Origin of the sequence: Pseudomonas neustonica (assembly GCF_003797945.1) — a bacterium.
Classification (GTDB): Bacteria; Pseudomonadota; Gammaproteobacteria; order Pseudomonadales; family Pseudomonadaceae; genus Halopseudomonas; species Halopseudomonas neustonica.
Map to the genome: position 1 here is coordinate 267710 of NZ_RKKU01000001.1, position 13253 is coordinate 280962.

Sequence of the window (13253 nt, forward strand, 5' to 3'; positions counted from 1 at the left end):
AGGTATGACCCAAGGTGTTGAATTCAATCGTTTGATGTTGCAGATGCGCACCATGCAAATGGAGGCCATGGGTAAACCGCAACCAGTGGCCAAGGTAGAGCAAAACGTCAATGCTCCGGCTTTTGATGACATGCTCAAGCAGGCCGTTGACCGCGTGAACGAGCTGCAGAAGACCACTGGTGAGCTACGCACGGGCTATGAACGAGGTGATCAGGGAATTGATCTGACCGAAGTGATGATCGCATCGCAGAAGTCGTCAGTTGCCTTCCAGGCCATTACGCAGGTGCGAAATAAAATGGTGAGCGCCTACGAAGACATCATGAAGATGCCGATCTAGTCTGTATTATTAGCTGCTGACTGTCTGAGGAAAGACCCATGGAATCCGCCAACATACCTGCTACCCAGAATCAGTCGAGCGCTGAGCGTAAACCGCTCATGGGCTTGGCTGTTCTGGATAATCTGTCGCAGCTGCCGATGTTACGACAGTTTGGCCTGCTGATTGGTCTGGCAGCCAGCGTAGCCATTGGTTTTGCTGTGGTGTTGTGGTCGCAGGAGGCGGATTACCGCCCGCTGTACAACAGCATGGAAGGGTATGACGCATCCCAGGTAGTGGATATTCTGCAGCAGAGTCGGGTCGACTATAAAGTTGAGCCTAACAGTGGCGCTTTGCTGGTTCGCACTGAAGATCTGGCTGACGCGCGCATGCGCTTGGCCAGTGTGGGGATTGCGCCAACCGACGGCAATGTCGGGTTTGAGATTCTCGATCGTGAGCAAGGTCTGGGTACCAGCCAGTTCATGGAAACGACGCGCTATCGTCGAGGCCTGGAAGGCGAAATGGGGCGGACCATTTCCAGTCTCTACAACGTCAAGAACGCGCGGGTACACATTGCCATGCCGCGCTCCACGGTCTTTGTTCGCGATGACCGCAAGCCCAGTGCTTCGGTGCTGCTGGAGATGTATGCCGGTCGTCGATTGGAGCCCGCGCAGGTCATGGCCATCGTCAATTTGGTGGCGACCAGTATTCCAGAGCTGGATAAAGACCAGGTCACCGTGGTGGATCAGAACGGCAATCTGCTGTCCAATCAGAATGAACTGAACGAATTGACCGTGGCCGGTCGTCAGTTTGATTACTCGCGCAGGCTGGAAGATACCTATACCCGCCGTGTACATAATATTCTGCAGCCGGTACTCGGTGAGGGGCGCTACAAGGCCGAGGTCTCGGCTGATGTGGATTTCAGCGCAGTAGAGTCTACCGCCGAAATGTATAGCCCCGAATCTGCGTTGCGCAGCGAGCAGGTGGTAAGCGAAGAACGTAGTGGTTCTGCGGGTCCAGTCGGTATACCCGGCGCCTTGTCCAATCAGCCGCCGGTAGCCGGTCAGGCGCCAGAGCAGGTTGTTGATCCGGTTACCGGCGAGCCTGTTGCACCCGTTATCCCCAAAGACACCCGTGAGCAGGCTACGCGTAACTATGAGCTTGATCGCCAGATCAGCCATACACGTCAGCAGCAGGGGCGCCTGCGTCGTCTCTCGGTTGCGGTAGTGGTTGATGATCCCGCGGAGATCAATGCAGAAACAGGCGAGGTCACGCGTACGCCGCTGACCGAGGTGGAGATTGCTCGCTTGACGCGCCTGGTGCAGGATGCGGTTGGCTTTGATGCGAGTCGAGGTGATAGCGTAAGTGTGATCAATAGCGCCTTTGTTGCTCAGCCTGATGCCGAGCCTTTGCCGTCCATCCCTTTCTGGGAGCAGCCCTGGTTCTGGGATGTGGCGAAGCAGATGCTGGGTATTCTGTTTGTACTGATACTGGTGTTCGCCGTGCTGCGTCCGGCATTGAAGAATCTGACTGTGGCCAGCCGCGGCGGCAGTGGTGACGACGGTTATGCCTCGTCTCTGCCGGGCGGTGCCATGGGTGGGCTGGATGGCGATTTGAGTCCTGATCAGGTTAGCCTGTCCGGTTCTGGCGCCGGCCCCGTGTTGCTGCCGCCACCAGGCGCCGGGTATGAGCAGCAGCTGAATGCGATCAAGGGGCTATTGGCTGAAGATCCGGGCCGGGTGGCTCAGGTAGTTAAAGAATGGATTAACGCTGATGAGTGAAGACGCGAGTAAGCGCCCGCAAAAACTGTCTCGCCTGGATAAGGCTGCAGTCTTTTTGTTGAGTCTTGGTGAGTCGGACGCCGCCGCCATTCTCAAGCATATGGGGCCAAAGGAAGTGCAGCGCGTAGGTAGTGCCATGGCGGGCTTGCGCGCGGTGCACCGCGAGCAGGTGCAAGAGGTCATGGGTGACTTTATCGAGGTAGTGAGTGACCAGACAGGCCTCGGAGTCGGGGCTGATGGTTATATTCGTACCATGCTGACCCAGGCATTGGGCGAAGATAAGGCCAATGGCCTGGTTGATCGTATTTTGCTGGGCGGCAATACCTCTGGTCTGGATAGTTTGAAGTGGATGGAACCACGCGCGGTAGCCGATGTGATTCGCTTTGAGCATCCACAAATTCAGGCCATCGTGGTGGCCTACCTTGACCCCGATATGGCGGCTGAAGTTGTCGGCTATTTTGACCACAAGGTTCGCCTTGACGTGCTGCTGCGTGTGGCCTCACTGAATACCGTGCAGCCCTCCGCGCTGAAAGAATTGAACGAGATTCTGGAGAAGCAGTTCGCCGGGAACTCTAATACCACCCGCGCTAACATGGGCGGTATCAAGCGCACTGCCGATATTATGAACTTCCTTGAATCAAGTACCGAGTCGCAGTTGATCGAAGCCATCCGCGAGATGGATGAAGATCTGTCGACCAAGATCGAGGACTTGATGTTCGTATTCGATAACTTGTCCGAGGTGGATGATCGCGGGATTCAGGCACTGTTGCGAGAGGTGTCTTCCGAGGTTCTGATCATCGCGCTCAAAGGGGCCGACGAGTCTATTAAGGATAAGTTCCTGCGCAACATGTCCAAGCGGGCATCCGAACTGCTGCAGGACGACCTGGAAGCCAAAGGGCCGGTGCGCATCAGCGAAGTAGAAGCTGCGCAAAAAGAGATTCTCACGATTGCTCGACGCATGGCCGATGCTGGCGAAATCATGCTGGGTGGCAAGGGCGGCGAGGAAATGGTCTAAAGGCTGAACTACGCCTGGGTGCCGCGATGGTATTCTGACGCAGTCACTTAATCAGCAGCAGGGTAGCCAATGTCATCAAAGAAATCCGAGTCCGAACTGCTGCGCGGCGGTCAGGTAGAAGCCTTTAGTCTCTGGGATTTGCCCAGTTTTGATACCGCGTCCCATCAGGTAGCACTGGAGCGTGATGACGCTGAGCCAGAATCTGAGACTGAGGGCGAAGATTCCTTGGCTGAAGTGGAAGAAGAGATTGAAGAGGTTAAACCTTTTACCGTAGAGGAGTTGGAGCAGATCCGCCAGGAGGCTTACAACGATGGCTTTTCTACCGGTGAGAAGGACGGTTTTCACGCTGGTCAGCTGAAGGCGCAGCAGGAAGCCCGCACGGCGCTGGAGGCTCGGCTGGCGGAGCTGGAAAAACTGATGACGCAGCTGATGTCGCCGATGCAAGCGCAAGACGAGCAGATTGAAGACATGCTGCTGCATATGCTCAAAGCTATGTTGCGCGAAGTGCTGCAGCGCGAGATGAGTACCGATCAGACGCAAGTGCTTCAAGTGTTGCGTGGCGCGCTCAAAACCCTGCCAGTGGGTGCCGGCAATATCCGCATTTATCTCAATCCCGCCGATTTTGACGCCATCAAGGCGCTGCGCGAGCGCCACGAAGAAACCTGGCGTCTGCTTGAGGACGATAGTCTGATGGCCGGTGGTTGCCGTGTAGAAACCGAACACAGTCAGGTTGATGCCACGCTGGAAACGCGTATGCAGCAGCTGATCGCTCAGCTGTATGAGGAGCGTCAGGAGCAGCGCGCTCATCCGCCGGAAGCTGATATCAGTATTACGCCCAGCGAAAAAGGCGAAGAAGCTAGGGATGGCGGCGATCATGAGTCAGCTTGAACGCATCAGTTTCGCCCGTCGTCTCTCGCGCTATCAAGGCGCAATCAAGCTCGCCGCCGACCCGGTGGTAGAAGGCAGGCTGATTCGCATGGTAGGTCTGACGCTGGAGGCCGAGGGCTGCAAGGCGCCGGTCGGCAGCCGTTGCCAGGTCATCAGTGATACGCCTAATGGTCAGAGCAGCATTGAAGCTGAAGTCATGGGATTCTCCGGCAACAAGATTTACCTGATGCCGGTAGACCGTCTGGAAGGTCTGCAGCCCGGCGCTCGGGTAGTGCCTTCAAGTGGTGGCGGAAAGCTGCCGATGGGGTCAGCGATGCTGGGGCGAGTGGTTGATGGCATCGGCCGACCACTGGATGGCAAAGGCAGCTTCAAGGCTGAAGACTGGGTAGACCTCAATGGTCCGGTAATCAATCCGCTCAAGCGCCATCCGATCGAAGAGCCGCTGGATGTAGGCATCCGCTCGATCAACAGTTTGTTGACTGTCGGCCGTGGCCAGCGTCTGGGTCTCTTTGCCGGTAGCGGCGTGGGCAAGAGTATGTTGCTGGGCATGATGACCCGCTTTACCGATGCGGATATCACTATCGTGGGGCTGGTTGGCGAGCGTGGCCGTGAGGTGAAAGAGTTCATCGAGCAAATTCTGGGCGAGAAGGGGATGGCGCGCTCTGTCGTGGTCGCCTCTCCTGCTGACGATGCCCCTCTCATGAGGCTGCGTGCGGCGATGTACTGTACGCGCATTGCTGAATACTTTCGTGATCAGGGCAAAAATGTGCTTTTGCTGATGGACTCCCTGACGCGTTTTGCCCAAGCCCAGCGCGAAATCGCGCTGGCCATCGGCGAGCCTCCTGCTACCAAGGGCTATCCTCCGTCGGTATTTGCCAAGTTGCCGCAACTGGTCGAGCGCGCGGGTAACGCCGAGCAGGGCGGTGGCTCAATTACCGCGTTCTACACCGTGCTGTCTGAGGGTGATGACCAGCAGGATCCTATCGCTGACGCATCGCGCGCGATTCTCGATGGTCACGTAGTGCTATCGCGCCGGTTGGCCGAGGAAGGGCACTACCCGGCGATTGATATTGAGGCTTCTATCAGCCGCGCTATGCCGCAGATCGTTTCACCTGAGCAATTACAGAAGGCGCAACAATTCAAGCAGCTATACGCGCGCTATCAGCAGAGCCGAGACCTGATCAGTGTGGGTGCTTATTCTGCTGGTTCCGACCCCTTGACGGATAAAGCGATGGAAAAGATGCCGGCCATGCAGGCCTTTCTGCGTCAGGGGCTGCATGTCAGCGTTAATCTGAGCGATAGTCAGGCGGCGCTGGAGCAGACCATCACTAATGAGTGAAAGTCGCATTCGTCGACTCATGCCGGTCGTCGATATGGCGCTGGAAGAGGAGCGCAAAGCTGCTACGGTGCTGGGGCAGTGCCAGCAGCAGTTGGATGAAGCGCAGAATCGTCTGCGTGATCTCGAATATTACTGTACCGAATATGCCAAAGGGTGGACGCAGCGGGGCGAGCAGGGCGTCGGCCGTGAATGGCTAATGAATTACCAGCGTTTCATGGCGCAGATGGAAGTCGCGCTGGAGCAACAGCGGCAGACGGTGAGCTGGCATGGCCAAAGTATAGAAAAGGCGCGAGAAAGTTGGCGTGAGCGTTATCAGCGGCTTGAGGCGCTTCGTAAGCTGATTGAAAAGTACCGTTTGGAAGCGCAGGCCAGAGCTGATCGGCAGGAGCAGAAGCTCCTCGACGAATTGTCGCAACGTGCTCATGGGCAACGTGGAAATAATCCCTGACAGGTGCCAGTCCCTGTGCTAAAAGAAATGGAGAACTTAAATACTGTCAGGGAGAGATTATGTCGATTCAGGCGACTTTATCGGCGGATAGCCAAGTACTTACCATCAGCGTAAAAGGCCGCTTTGATTTCGGCGCCCATCAGGACTTTCGCAACGCCTACGAGCGCAGCGGTCTGACTCCGCAAGAGTACGTGGTTGATCTGCACGACACTGACTATATCGACAGCTCGGCGCTGGGTATGCTTCTTTTGCTGCGTGATCACGCCGGTGGGGATAGCGCGCAGATCAGTATCGTGCACTGCAATCCGGATGTGCGCAAAGTGCTGAGTATTTCCAACTTTGAACAACTCTTCAGTATCAAGTAACCCTTGATGGCCACGCAGTTGTCGGCGTCGGCGCTCAAGGTTGCGGACCGGCTAACCGTCCTGGTTGCCGACGACAATCCTGCTGATCGTATGATTCTGGGTCGGTTGGTTGAGCGATTGGGTCACCAGGTTTATCTCGCCGAGAATGGCCAGGTGGCGGTAGAGCAGTTTTCCGAACGTCGGCCAGATATTGTTTTGCTTGATGCGCTTATGCCGGTGATGGACGGCTTTGAGGCTGCCCGGCTGATCAAGCAGCAGGCGGGTGAAGACCTGGTGCCGATCATCTTTCTCACCAGTCTGACCGAGACCGATGCCCTGGTACAATGCCTGGAAGCGGGCGGCGACGACTTTTTGACCAAACCCTATAACCCGGTGATCCTGGATGCCAAGATCAGCGCGTTTCGCCGCATGCGCGAGATGCATCAAACGTTGCAGGCGCAGCGTGATGTGATTGCTGCGCAGCACGCCAGTCTGCTGCAGGACCAGGAAGTAGCCAAAATCATTTTTGATCGCGTGGCGCATTCAGGGGCTCTGAGCCACAGCAGTCTGCGTTACCTGCAGTCCCCCTATGCGATGTTCAATGGCGATATTCTGCTCGCAGCCAATCGTCCCTCAGGTGAAATGCATCTGCTGCTGGGGGATTTCACCGGGCACGGTTTGTCAGCTGCGATCGGCGCGATGCCGCTGGCGGAAGTGTTTTACGCAATGACCGCAAAGGGGTTTGCCCTGCGCGATATTTTGTTTGAGTTGAATGACAAGCTGGCAACCATTCTGCCGGTCGGTATTTTCTGCTGCGCTGTGCTGATTGAGGTAAACCCCGATAAAGGGCTTGTGGAAATCTGGAATGGTGGCTTGCCTGATGTGATGATTCTCGGCCCGTCGGCAGAGCTTATGCGCAGCGTCGCCTCTACCAACCTGCCGCTGGGTGTCGCCAACCGGCAACGCTTTAATCCTCAGCCTGAAGTGATGGTGATGCGCCCGGGTGAGCGTCTGTTGTGTTGGACTGATGGCGTTATTGAAAGCCGTAACCAGGCAGGTGAGCTGTTTGGGGAAGCTGGCGTGCACGAGGTACTGGATGCCTATCTGGGGCATCCAGGGCGAATTTTCGATGGGCTGCTCGGCGCGCTTGAGCGCTTCCACGGTAGCCCTGAGGATGATGTCAGTTTGCTTCAAGTGGTGATGCCTGAGCGGAGTGAGCGTATACCTTCACCGCGCGCCACCGCGCCGCCGTCTCGGCCGCAGGACTGGTGCCTGAGCTACACTTATCGAGCTGCGTCTATCCGCGAACAAAACCCGCTGCCTTTCCTGCTCTCGCGACTATTGGAGATCCCAGGGCTGCGGCCGCAAGCGGGTGCGTTGTTTACCGTGCTGAGTGAGTTATATAGCAACGCTCTGGAACACGGCCTGTTGCGGCTCGACTCGGCGTGGAAGCAGGATTCGGATGGCTTCGCTCTCTATTATCAAGAGCGAGGTGAGCGGCTGCGCAGCCTGGTAGACGGCTGGATTCGTATCACCTTGAACCACTTGCCAACCCCTGATGGCGGGATGCTGCAGATTGAATGTGAAGATAGCGGCAATGGGTTTGCGCCTGATCGCGCATGCGCAGATTATGCCGGACGAGGCCTGGCGTTGGTGGCGGCGCTGGCGCAGGAAGTAGAAGTCAAAGGAGCCAGCAGCACTGTCAGGGTGGTCTTCAGCTGGTAGCTTGGGCATACTGCGGGCACTTTCGTTAGTTCAGTTTTCTGCCGATCAGGTCGCGATTAAACTCGGCTACGCTCCATACAAGGTTTTCTCATGTCAGATCATTTGCCGGATATCGATCATGCTGCGCTGGATGCACTGCGCGAGCTCATGCAGGACGATTATCCTCTGTTGCTTGAGACCTTTCTGACTGATGCCAATTTACGCCTTTCTCAGCTGAGCGCTGCCTTGCAAAGCGAAGATCTCGAAGCCTTCCGCCAGGCTGCTCATAGCTTCAAGGGTAGCTGCGGTAATATGGGTGCCCTTGCCTTGGAAAATGCATGCCTTGACGGTGAACGTGCCGCTTTGAAAGGTGATCTAGCTGCGGCAAAGGTAAGTTATTCAAACATCCTCGCGTGTTCTAGTCGCGTGCAAACGCAACTTTCCTGACTCCTACTGCTCCACTTGGCCCATGCATTGCAACACGTCTGCAAACGCAAGGATTCTTGCAGACCGGGTGGAGATTTAGGTATGCCAATTGGGCAAAATCTGCTGGCGCTGATGGGCGCCGAAATGCCACGAGACAAGCTCTCAGGGCTGGGCACTGCAAAAGGTGAAAGCCCTGCAGCTGAAGGGTTGGCGGCTTTTTCTTCTGTTTTGGCAGCGCAACAGCCCGCTGAGTTGAAGGCCTTGATCAGCCAGTTTAGTCAGTCTCAAGAGGCGATTGCCGCGGGCGAGGAGGGCATGCCTGGCTTTGCCGCAGACGGCAAAAGCTTGCCGGTCGAGATCAGGGACTGGCTACAACAGCTTGCTGCGTTGGAATCCCCTCTGCAGGGCGCTGCTGAAAGTGATGGAGGTGGCGCTGAACTGACGCTGTCAGCGGATGGTGAGCCGCAGGAGGATGCAGACCTGTTGGCCGCCTTGAGCAGTCAGTGGCAACAGTGGTTGTCGCAGTTACCACAAGAAGGGTCCGGCGCTGACGCCGCAACACAGGCTGTCTCGAGCCCGGTATTGGCGCAGCAGATGACGGCAGCTGAAGCCAGCAAAGTCCTGGCGCAGGCCGCGGACGCGAGCCTGGCCGCTGGCGCATCGGGTGATAAACCACTTGCCAGCAGCCAGAATCCTCTCAGTTTGCCGGAAATGCTCGCGCAGCTGCGTGCTGCCATGGCAGGTTCTGCAGCGGCTGATGCGGATGCAGCCGTCACTGCTAACGAAGACAGCACTCTCAAGGGCAAGACGCAGTCGACCGACGCTGATGACAAACTTTTGACCAGTAATCGACAGGCCAATTCTGCTGACCAGCCGCAACAAACCCAGCGGGTAGCTAACCTGGCAGCCAGTGTAGACTCCCAAGGATTGTTCGCCGCAAGACTTGCCGAGCAGAAGGGAGGGGGTCCGGCGAAACAGGAAAACTCAGCCATTGATGCGTTGGACTCCCAGAACAAGTCTGCGGTCGCGGCTGGCTCAGCGCAGGGTGCGCTAACGCAGCGACCGGTCGCTGGCGCGGCACAATCACTTGCGGTGCCTTTTGGTCAAAGTGGTTGGAGCGAGTCTGTAGTTAATAAGGTTATGTGGATGTCCAGCCAGAATCTCAGGAGCGTTGAGATTCAACTCGACCCTGCTGAGTTGGGGCCGCTAGAGATCAAGATTCAGGCGCGTGGGCTCGAGCACCAGGTGCAGTTTGTGAGTCAGAATCCGGCGGTGCGTGAAGCGTTGGAAGGGCATATGCATCGTTTGCGCGAACTATTTTCCCTGCAAGGGGTTGATCAGCTCGACGTTACTGTTTCTGATGGTAATAGTGGTCAGCAGCGCGGCAATGAGGCGGCTGGTGGTTTTGCTGGTGGCGATTCCAGTGAGGGTCGAGCAGGTGGTTCAGCGGCTAGCGCTTCGCGGGCCAGCGGGGAAGATGAGTTGCCGATGGCGGCGGCCCAACAGATCGCTGCCAATAGTCGATTAGTTGATTACTACGCCTGAGCATTGGGCGCCTTTCAGCAGTTCCTGCGTCTTTGTCAGCCGCCTTTCCAGGCGGGCTGACAAAGACTTTTCTGCACTTTCCCTTTATCCTATGACCATCCGGTCCTGATGACTGAGCGCGGGCCTGGCTACTTGGCTAAAGCGCGCTTAGCCGGTATGCGAATGCATGTACTGGCACGTTCAATGCATTACCCTCATAAACAGGGAAAATCCCGCTGGAGTGACGGAATATTGTCATGGCAAAACAAGCAGATAACACAGCGAAAGACGATGGGTTGGAAAAACCGGCCAAGAGTCGCAAGAAACTATTTATTCTGATTGGTATTGGTCTACTGGCATTGCTGCTCTCGGCTGGCGGAGTGGCCTACTTCATGCTCTCCGGTGAAGACGAAGAGGCTGCCGCCGAAGTGCCGGCAGAGCCGGTTAAGCAAGAAGCGCTATATCAGGCTCTTGAACCACCCTTTGTGGTTAATTACAGCGACAGTGGTCGCCAGCGTTATATGCAGGTGAGTGTGGTACTCATGGGCCGTAACGCGGAGGGTATGGCCAAGCTGAATCAGCACCTTCCGCTGATACGTAACCAGTTGGTGCTGTTGTTCGGTAGTGAAGACTTTGCCGCCTTGATGAGTCCTGAAGGTAAGGAGGCACTGCGTGAAAAAGCTGGCCTTGCGGTGAAGGCGCTGATGGAAAAGGAAGTGGGCGACCCGGTAATCGAGTCGGTACTCTTTACCAATATGGTTTTGCAATAGGACGCGTTCATGGCCGTACAGGATCTGCTCTCCCAGGATGAAATCGATGCCCTGTTACACGGGGTAGATGATGGCGCCATTGATACCGAGCTGGAGGGCGAGCCCGGGTCGATCAAGAGCTACGATATCACCAGCCAGGATCGCATCGTACGTGGGCGGATGCCTACGCTGGAAATGATTAACGAACGCTTTGCGCGCTATACGCGCATCAGCATGTTCAACCTCATGCGTCGATCGGCAGATGTCGCAGTGGGCGGCGTGCAGGTAATGAAATTTGGCGAGTATGTGCACTCGCTCTACGTGCCCACCAGTCTCAACTTGGTGAAGATGAAGCCGTTGCGCGGTACTGCATTGTTCATTCTGGATGCGAAACTCGTATTCAAGCTGGTGGATAACTTTTTTGGCGGTGACGGACGTCACGCCAAGATTGAAGGCCGTGAATTCACGCCGACCGAGTTGCGCGTGGTGCGAATGGTATTGGATCAGGCTTTTATTGATTTACGTGAAGCCTGGCAGGCAGTGCATGACGTGCAGTTTGAGTACGTTAACTCCGAGGTTAATCCGGCACTGGCAAATATTGTGAGCCCCAGCGAAGTGGTGGTGGTTTCCACTTTCCATATCGAGCTCGATGGGGGTGGTGGTGACCTTCACGTAACCTTCCCTTATTCCATGATTGAGCCGCTGCGCGAAGTGCTGGATTCTGGCGTACAGTCCGATGTTGATGAGCATGATGAGCGGTGGGTGCGAGCGCTGCGTGAGGAAATTACCGGCGTTAAGGTCCCACTAAGTGCGACCGTGGTTAAAAGCAAGCTGAAGCTCAATGACTTGCTGACGATGCAGCCGGGAGATGTGATTCCGGTTGAACTACCCGATCATATGGTGCTGTGTGCCAATGGTGTGCCTACCTTCAAGGCCAAGCTGGGATCGGTAAAAGGTAATCTTGCCCTGCAGATTCTCGGTCCGCTGACGCGACCACGTTGATCAATACATAATCAGCGACCCGATAAGTATCAATAACAGAGGAATAGCGTGATGGCTGATGACAATAGCCCGGACGAACCCACTCCAGAAGAGCAGGCGTTAGCGGATGAGTGGGCGGCTGCGTTGGACGAGGCGGGTGATGCCAGCCAGGATGATATTGACGCCATGCTGGCACAGAGTGATGCCGAGCCACGTATGCCGATGGAAGAGTTCAGCGCTCCTGCTAAAGCCCAGGATGACCGATTTGATCCGGGTGACAGCCCTAATCTGGATGTGATTCTCGACATCCCGGTCACGATCGCGATGGAGGTGGGCAATACCGATATCACTATCCGCAACCTGCTGCAGCTTAACCAGGGCTCGGTTGTAGAGCTTGATCGGTTGGCTGGTGAGCCACTCGATGTGACGGTAAACGGTACCTTGATCGCGCACGGTGAAGTAGTTGTCGTGAACGAGAAGTTCGGTATTCGTCTGACGGACGTGATCAGTCCTACTGAACGTATCAAGAAACTGCGGTGAGCATGAAAATGCTCCGTTGTTTACCGCTTCTTGCAATGGCACTGCTGCCCGGCACCAGCCTGGCTGCTGAAGAGCCGGCTGTGGCGGCTATCGGCGCGTCGTCAGGCTCCTTGGTTGGCCAGTTGCTGCAACTGGCGCTTGGCTTGGCGGTGGTCATAGGCTTGATTTTCGCCCTGGGCTACTTGATGCGCCGTGTTGGGCCGTTGGCTCCGCAGGGTGGGCAGCACATCAAGCTGGTCAGTAGCTTGCCATTAGGGCCAAGAGACCGTCTGTTGCTGGTCGATGTTGGAGGTACTCAGATGCTTCTGGGCACCTCCCCCGGGCGAATCAATACCCTGCATGTCTTTGAGCAGCCGGTCGCGGATTTGGCCGCTGCAGCGGCTGGCAATGGTGACTTTGGGCGCAAACTTCAGGCGCTGTTGAAGCGGGGAGCAGATTCATGATGCGTTGGATTTGGCTCTTGCTGATGCTGGCGGCGCCATCGGTATGGGCGCAGACAGCGGCTGATCCGCTTAGTTTGCCAGCGGTCACACTGAGCACTGATGCCAATGGTGAGCAGACGTACTCTGTGAGCCTGCAAGTTCTGCTGTTGATGTCGGCGCTGACCTTCATCCCGGCCTTCGTCATGATGATGACCAGTTTCACCCGCATCATCATTGTGTTCGCGATTCTGCGTCAGGCGCTGGGTTTGCAGCAAACGCCGTCCAGCCAGATTCTGGTTGGTCTGGCGTTATTTCTCACCCTGTTTATCATGGCGCCGGTTTTCGAGCAGATCAATCAAACAGCGTTGCAGCCCTACATCAACGAGGAGATGCAGGCACAGGAAGCGATGGAGGTAGCGAGCGTGCCAATGCGCGAATTCATGTTGGCGCAGACCCGTGAAACCGATCTTGAGCTTTTTGTGCGCTTGGCCAATCGCACCGACCTGACGGGCCCCGACGAAGTGCCCTTTCATATTCTGGTACCGGCTTTTGTTACCTCTGAACTGAAGACTGCCTTTCAGATTGGCTTCATGATCTTTATTCCGTTTTTGGTTATCGATCTGGTTGTTGCCAGTGTGCTGATGGCCATGGGTATGATGATGCTGTCGCCGCTGATTATTTCCTTGCCATTCAAGATCATGCTGTTCGTGCTGGTAGATGGATGGGCGCTGATTATCGGCACTCTCGCTGCCAGCTTTGCTGTGCGTTAGGGGAGGGCC

Annotated in this window: 15 protein-coding genes; all 15 read left to right on the forward strand. The window is 56.1% G+C overall.

What is annotated here, in order from left to right:
* The first annotated feature begins 4 nt into the window (after nt 1-4).
* Nucleotides 5-337: a flagellar hook-basal body complex protein FliE gene (gene fliE, locus EF096_RS01210; protein WP_123887773.1), complete on the forward strand. Its 333-nt coding sequence runs from the start codon at nt 5-7 to the stop codon at nt 335-337.
* A 38-nt stretch (nt 338-375) separates the two neighbouring features.
* Entirely contained in the window at nt 376-2094 is a 1719-nt protein-coding gene (fliF, locus tag EF096_RS01215; RefSeq protein WP_123887774.1) for a flagellar basal-body MS-ring/collar protein FliF, read from the forward strand.
* Entirely contained in the window at nt 2087-3109 is a 1023-nt protein-coding gene (gene fliG / locus EF096_RS01220) for a flagellar motor switch protein FliG (RefSeq protein ID WP_123887775.1), read from the forward strand. The genes fliF and fliG overlap by 8 nt, the downstream gene beginning before the upstream one ends.
* A gap of 69 nt (nt 3110-3178) precedes the next feature.
* Nucleotides 3179-3997: a flagellar assembly protein FliH gene (fliH, locus tag EF096_RS01225; protein WP_123887776.1), complete on the forward strand. Its 819-nt coding sequence runs from the start codon at nt 3179-3181 to the stop codon at nt 3995-3997.
* Nucleotides 3984-5336, forward strand: coding sequence for a flagellar protein export ATPase FliI (fliI, locus tag EF096_RS01230; protein ID WP_123887777.1), 1353 nt, complete (start codon nt 3984-3986; stop codon nt 5334-5336). Before fliH ends, fliI begins: the two co-directional genes overlap by 14 nt.
* Nucleotides 5329-5784: a flagellar export protein FliJ gene (gene fliJ / locus EF096_RS01235; protein ID WP_123887778.1), complete on the forward strand. Its 456-nt coding sequence runs from the start codon at nt 5329-5331 to the stop codon at nt 5782-5784. The genes fliI and fliJ overlap by 8 nt, the downstream gene beginning before the upstream one ends.
* Nucleotides 5785-5843: 59 nt before the next feature.
* Nucleotides 5844-6149, forward strand: coding sequence for an STAS domain-containing protein (locus EF096_RS01240; RefSeq protein WP_123887779.1), 306 nt, complete (start codon nt 5844-5846; stop codon nt 6147-6149).
* Between the two features lie 6 nt (nt 6150-6155).
* A complete protein-coding gene (locus EF096_RS01245) occupies nt 6156-7853 on the forward strand; it encodes a fused response regulator/phosphatase (RefSeq protein ID WP_123887780.1) in 1698 nt (565 codons plus the stop codon).
* A 90-nt stretch (nt 7854-7943) separates the two neighbouring features.
* The gene (locus EF096_RS01250) at nt 7944-8279 is read left to right on the forward strand and encodes an Hpt domain-containing protein (RefSeq protein ID WP_123887781.1); all 336 of its coding nucleotides are present in this window, start codon (nt 7944-7946) and stop codon (nt 8277-8279) included.
* 81 nt (nt 8280-8360) lie between these two features.
* Entirely contained in the window at nt 8361-9803 is a 1443-nt protein-coding gene (locus EF096_RS01255) for a flagellar hook-length control protein FliK (protein WP_235869588.1), read from the forward strand.
* Nucleotides 9804-10039: 236 nt separating this feature from the next.
* Entirely contained in the window at nt 10040-10552 is a 513-nt protein-coding gene (locus EF096_RS01260; protein ID WP_123887782.1) for a flagellar basal body-associated FliL family protein, read from the forward strand.
* 9 nt (nt 10553-10561) lie between these two features.
* A complete protein-coding gene (fliM, locus tag EF096_RS01265; protein ID WP_123887783.1) occupies nt 10562-11533 on the forward strand; it encodes a flagellar motor switch protein FliM in 972 nt (323 codons plus the stop codon).
* Nucleotides 11534-11584: 51 nt separating this feature from the next.
* Nucleotides 11585-12052 carry a flagellar motor switch protein FliN gene (gene fliN / locus EF096_RS01270; protein ID WP_123887784.1) on the forward strand — a complete coding sequence of 156 codons (468 nt, stop codon included), beginning with the start codon at nt 11585-11587 and terminating at the stop codon, nt 12050-12052.
* Between the two features lie 2 nt (nt 12053-12054).
* Complete coding sequence (gene fliO, locus EF096_RS01275) at nt 12055-12495, forward strand: flagellar biosynthetic protein FliO (RefSeq protein WP_235869589.1); 441 nt, start codon at nt 12055-12057, stop codon at nt 12493-12495.
* Nucleotides 12492-13244: a flagellar type III secretion system pore protein FliP gene (gene fliP, locus EF096_RS01280; RefSeq protein ID WP_123887785.1), complete on the forward strand. Its 753-nt coding sequence runs from the start codon at nt 12492-12494 to the stop codon at nt 13242-13244. The genes fliO and fliP overlap by 4 nt, the downstream gene beginning before the upstream one ends.
* Nucleotides 13245-13253: the final 9 nt, after the last annotated feature.

Coding starts and splice junctions, on each gene's coding strand:
- EF096_RS01260 (WP_123887782.1), top strand. CDS start 10,040: ATGGCAAAACAAGCAGATAACACAGCGAAAGACGATGGGTTGGAAAAA.
- fliM (WP_123887783.1), top strand. CDS start 10,562: ATGGCCGTACAGGATCTGCTCTCCCAGGATGAAATCGATGCCCTGTTA.
- fliN (WP_123887784.1), top strand. CDS start 11,585: ATGGCTGATGACAATAGCCCGGACGAACCCACTCCAGAAGAGCAGGCG.
- EF096_RS01240 (WP_123887779.1), top strand. CDS start 5,844: ATGTCGATTCAGGCGACTTTATCGGCGGATAGCCAAGTACTTACCATC.
- fliO (WP_235869589.1), top strand. CDS start 12,055: ATGAAAATGCTCCGTTGTTTACCGCTTCTTGCAATGGCACTGCTGCCC.
- EF096_RS01245 (WP_123887780.1), top strand. CDS start 6,156: ATGGCCACGCAGTTGTCGGCGTCGGCGCTCAAGGTTGCGGACCGGCTA.
- fliG (WP_123887775.1), top strand. CDS start 2,087: ATGAGTGAAGACGCGAGTAAGCGCCCGCAAAAACTGTCTCGCCTGGAT.
- fliF (WP_123887774.1), top strand. CDS start 376: ATGGAATCCGCCAACATACCTGCTACCCAGAATCAGTCGAGCGCTGAG.
- fliE (WP_123887773.1), top strand. CDS start 5: ATGACCCAAGGTGTTGAATTCAATCGTTTGATGTTGCAGATGCGCACC.
- EF096_RS01255 (WP_235869588.1), top strand. CDS start 8,361: ATGCCAATTGGGCAAAATCTGCTGGCGCTGATGGGCGCCGAAATGCCA.
- EF096_RS01250 (WP_123887781.1), top strand. CDS start 7,944: ATGTCAGATCATTTGCCGGATATCGATCATGCTGCGCTGGATGCACTG.
- fliP (WP_123887785.1), top strand. CDS start 12,492: ATGATGCGTTGGATTTGGCTCTTGCTGATGCTGGCGGCGCCATCGGTA.
- fliH (WP_123887776.1), top strand. CDS start 3,179: ATGTCATCAAAGAAATCCGAGTCCGAACTGCTGCGCGGCGGTCAGGTA.
- fliJ (WP_123887778.1), top strand. CDS start 5,329: ATGAGTGAAAGTCGCATTCGTCGACTCATGCCGGTCGTCGATATGGCG.
- fliI (WP_123887777.1), top strand. CDS start 3,984: ATGAGTCAGCTTGAACGCATCAGTTTCGCCCGTCGTCTCTCGCGCTAT.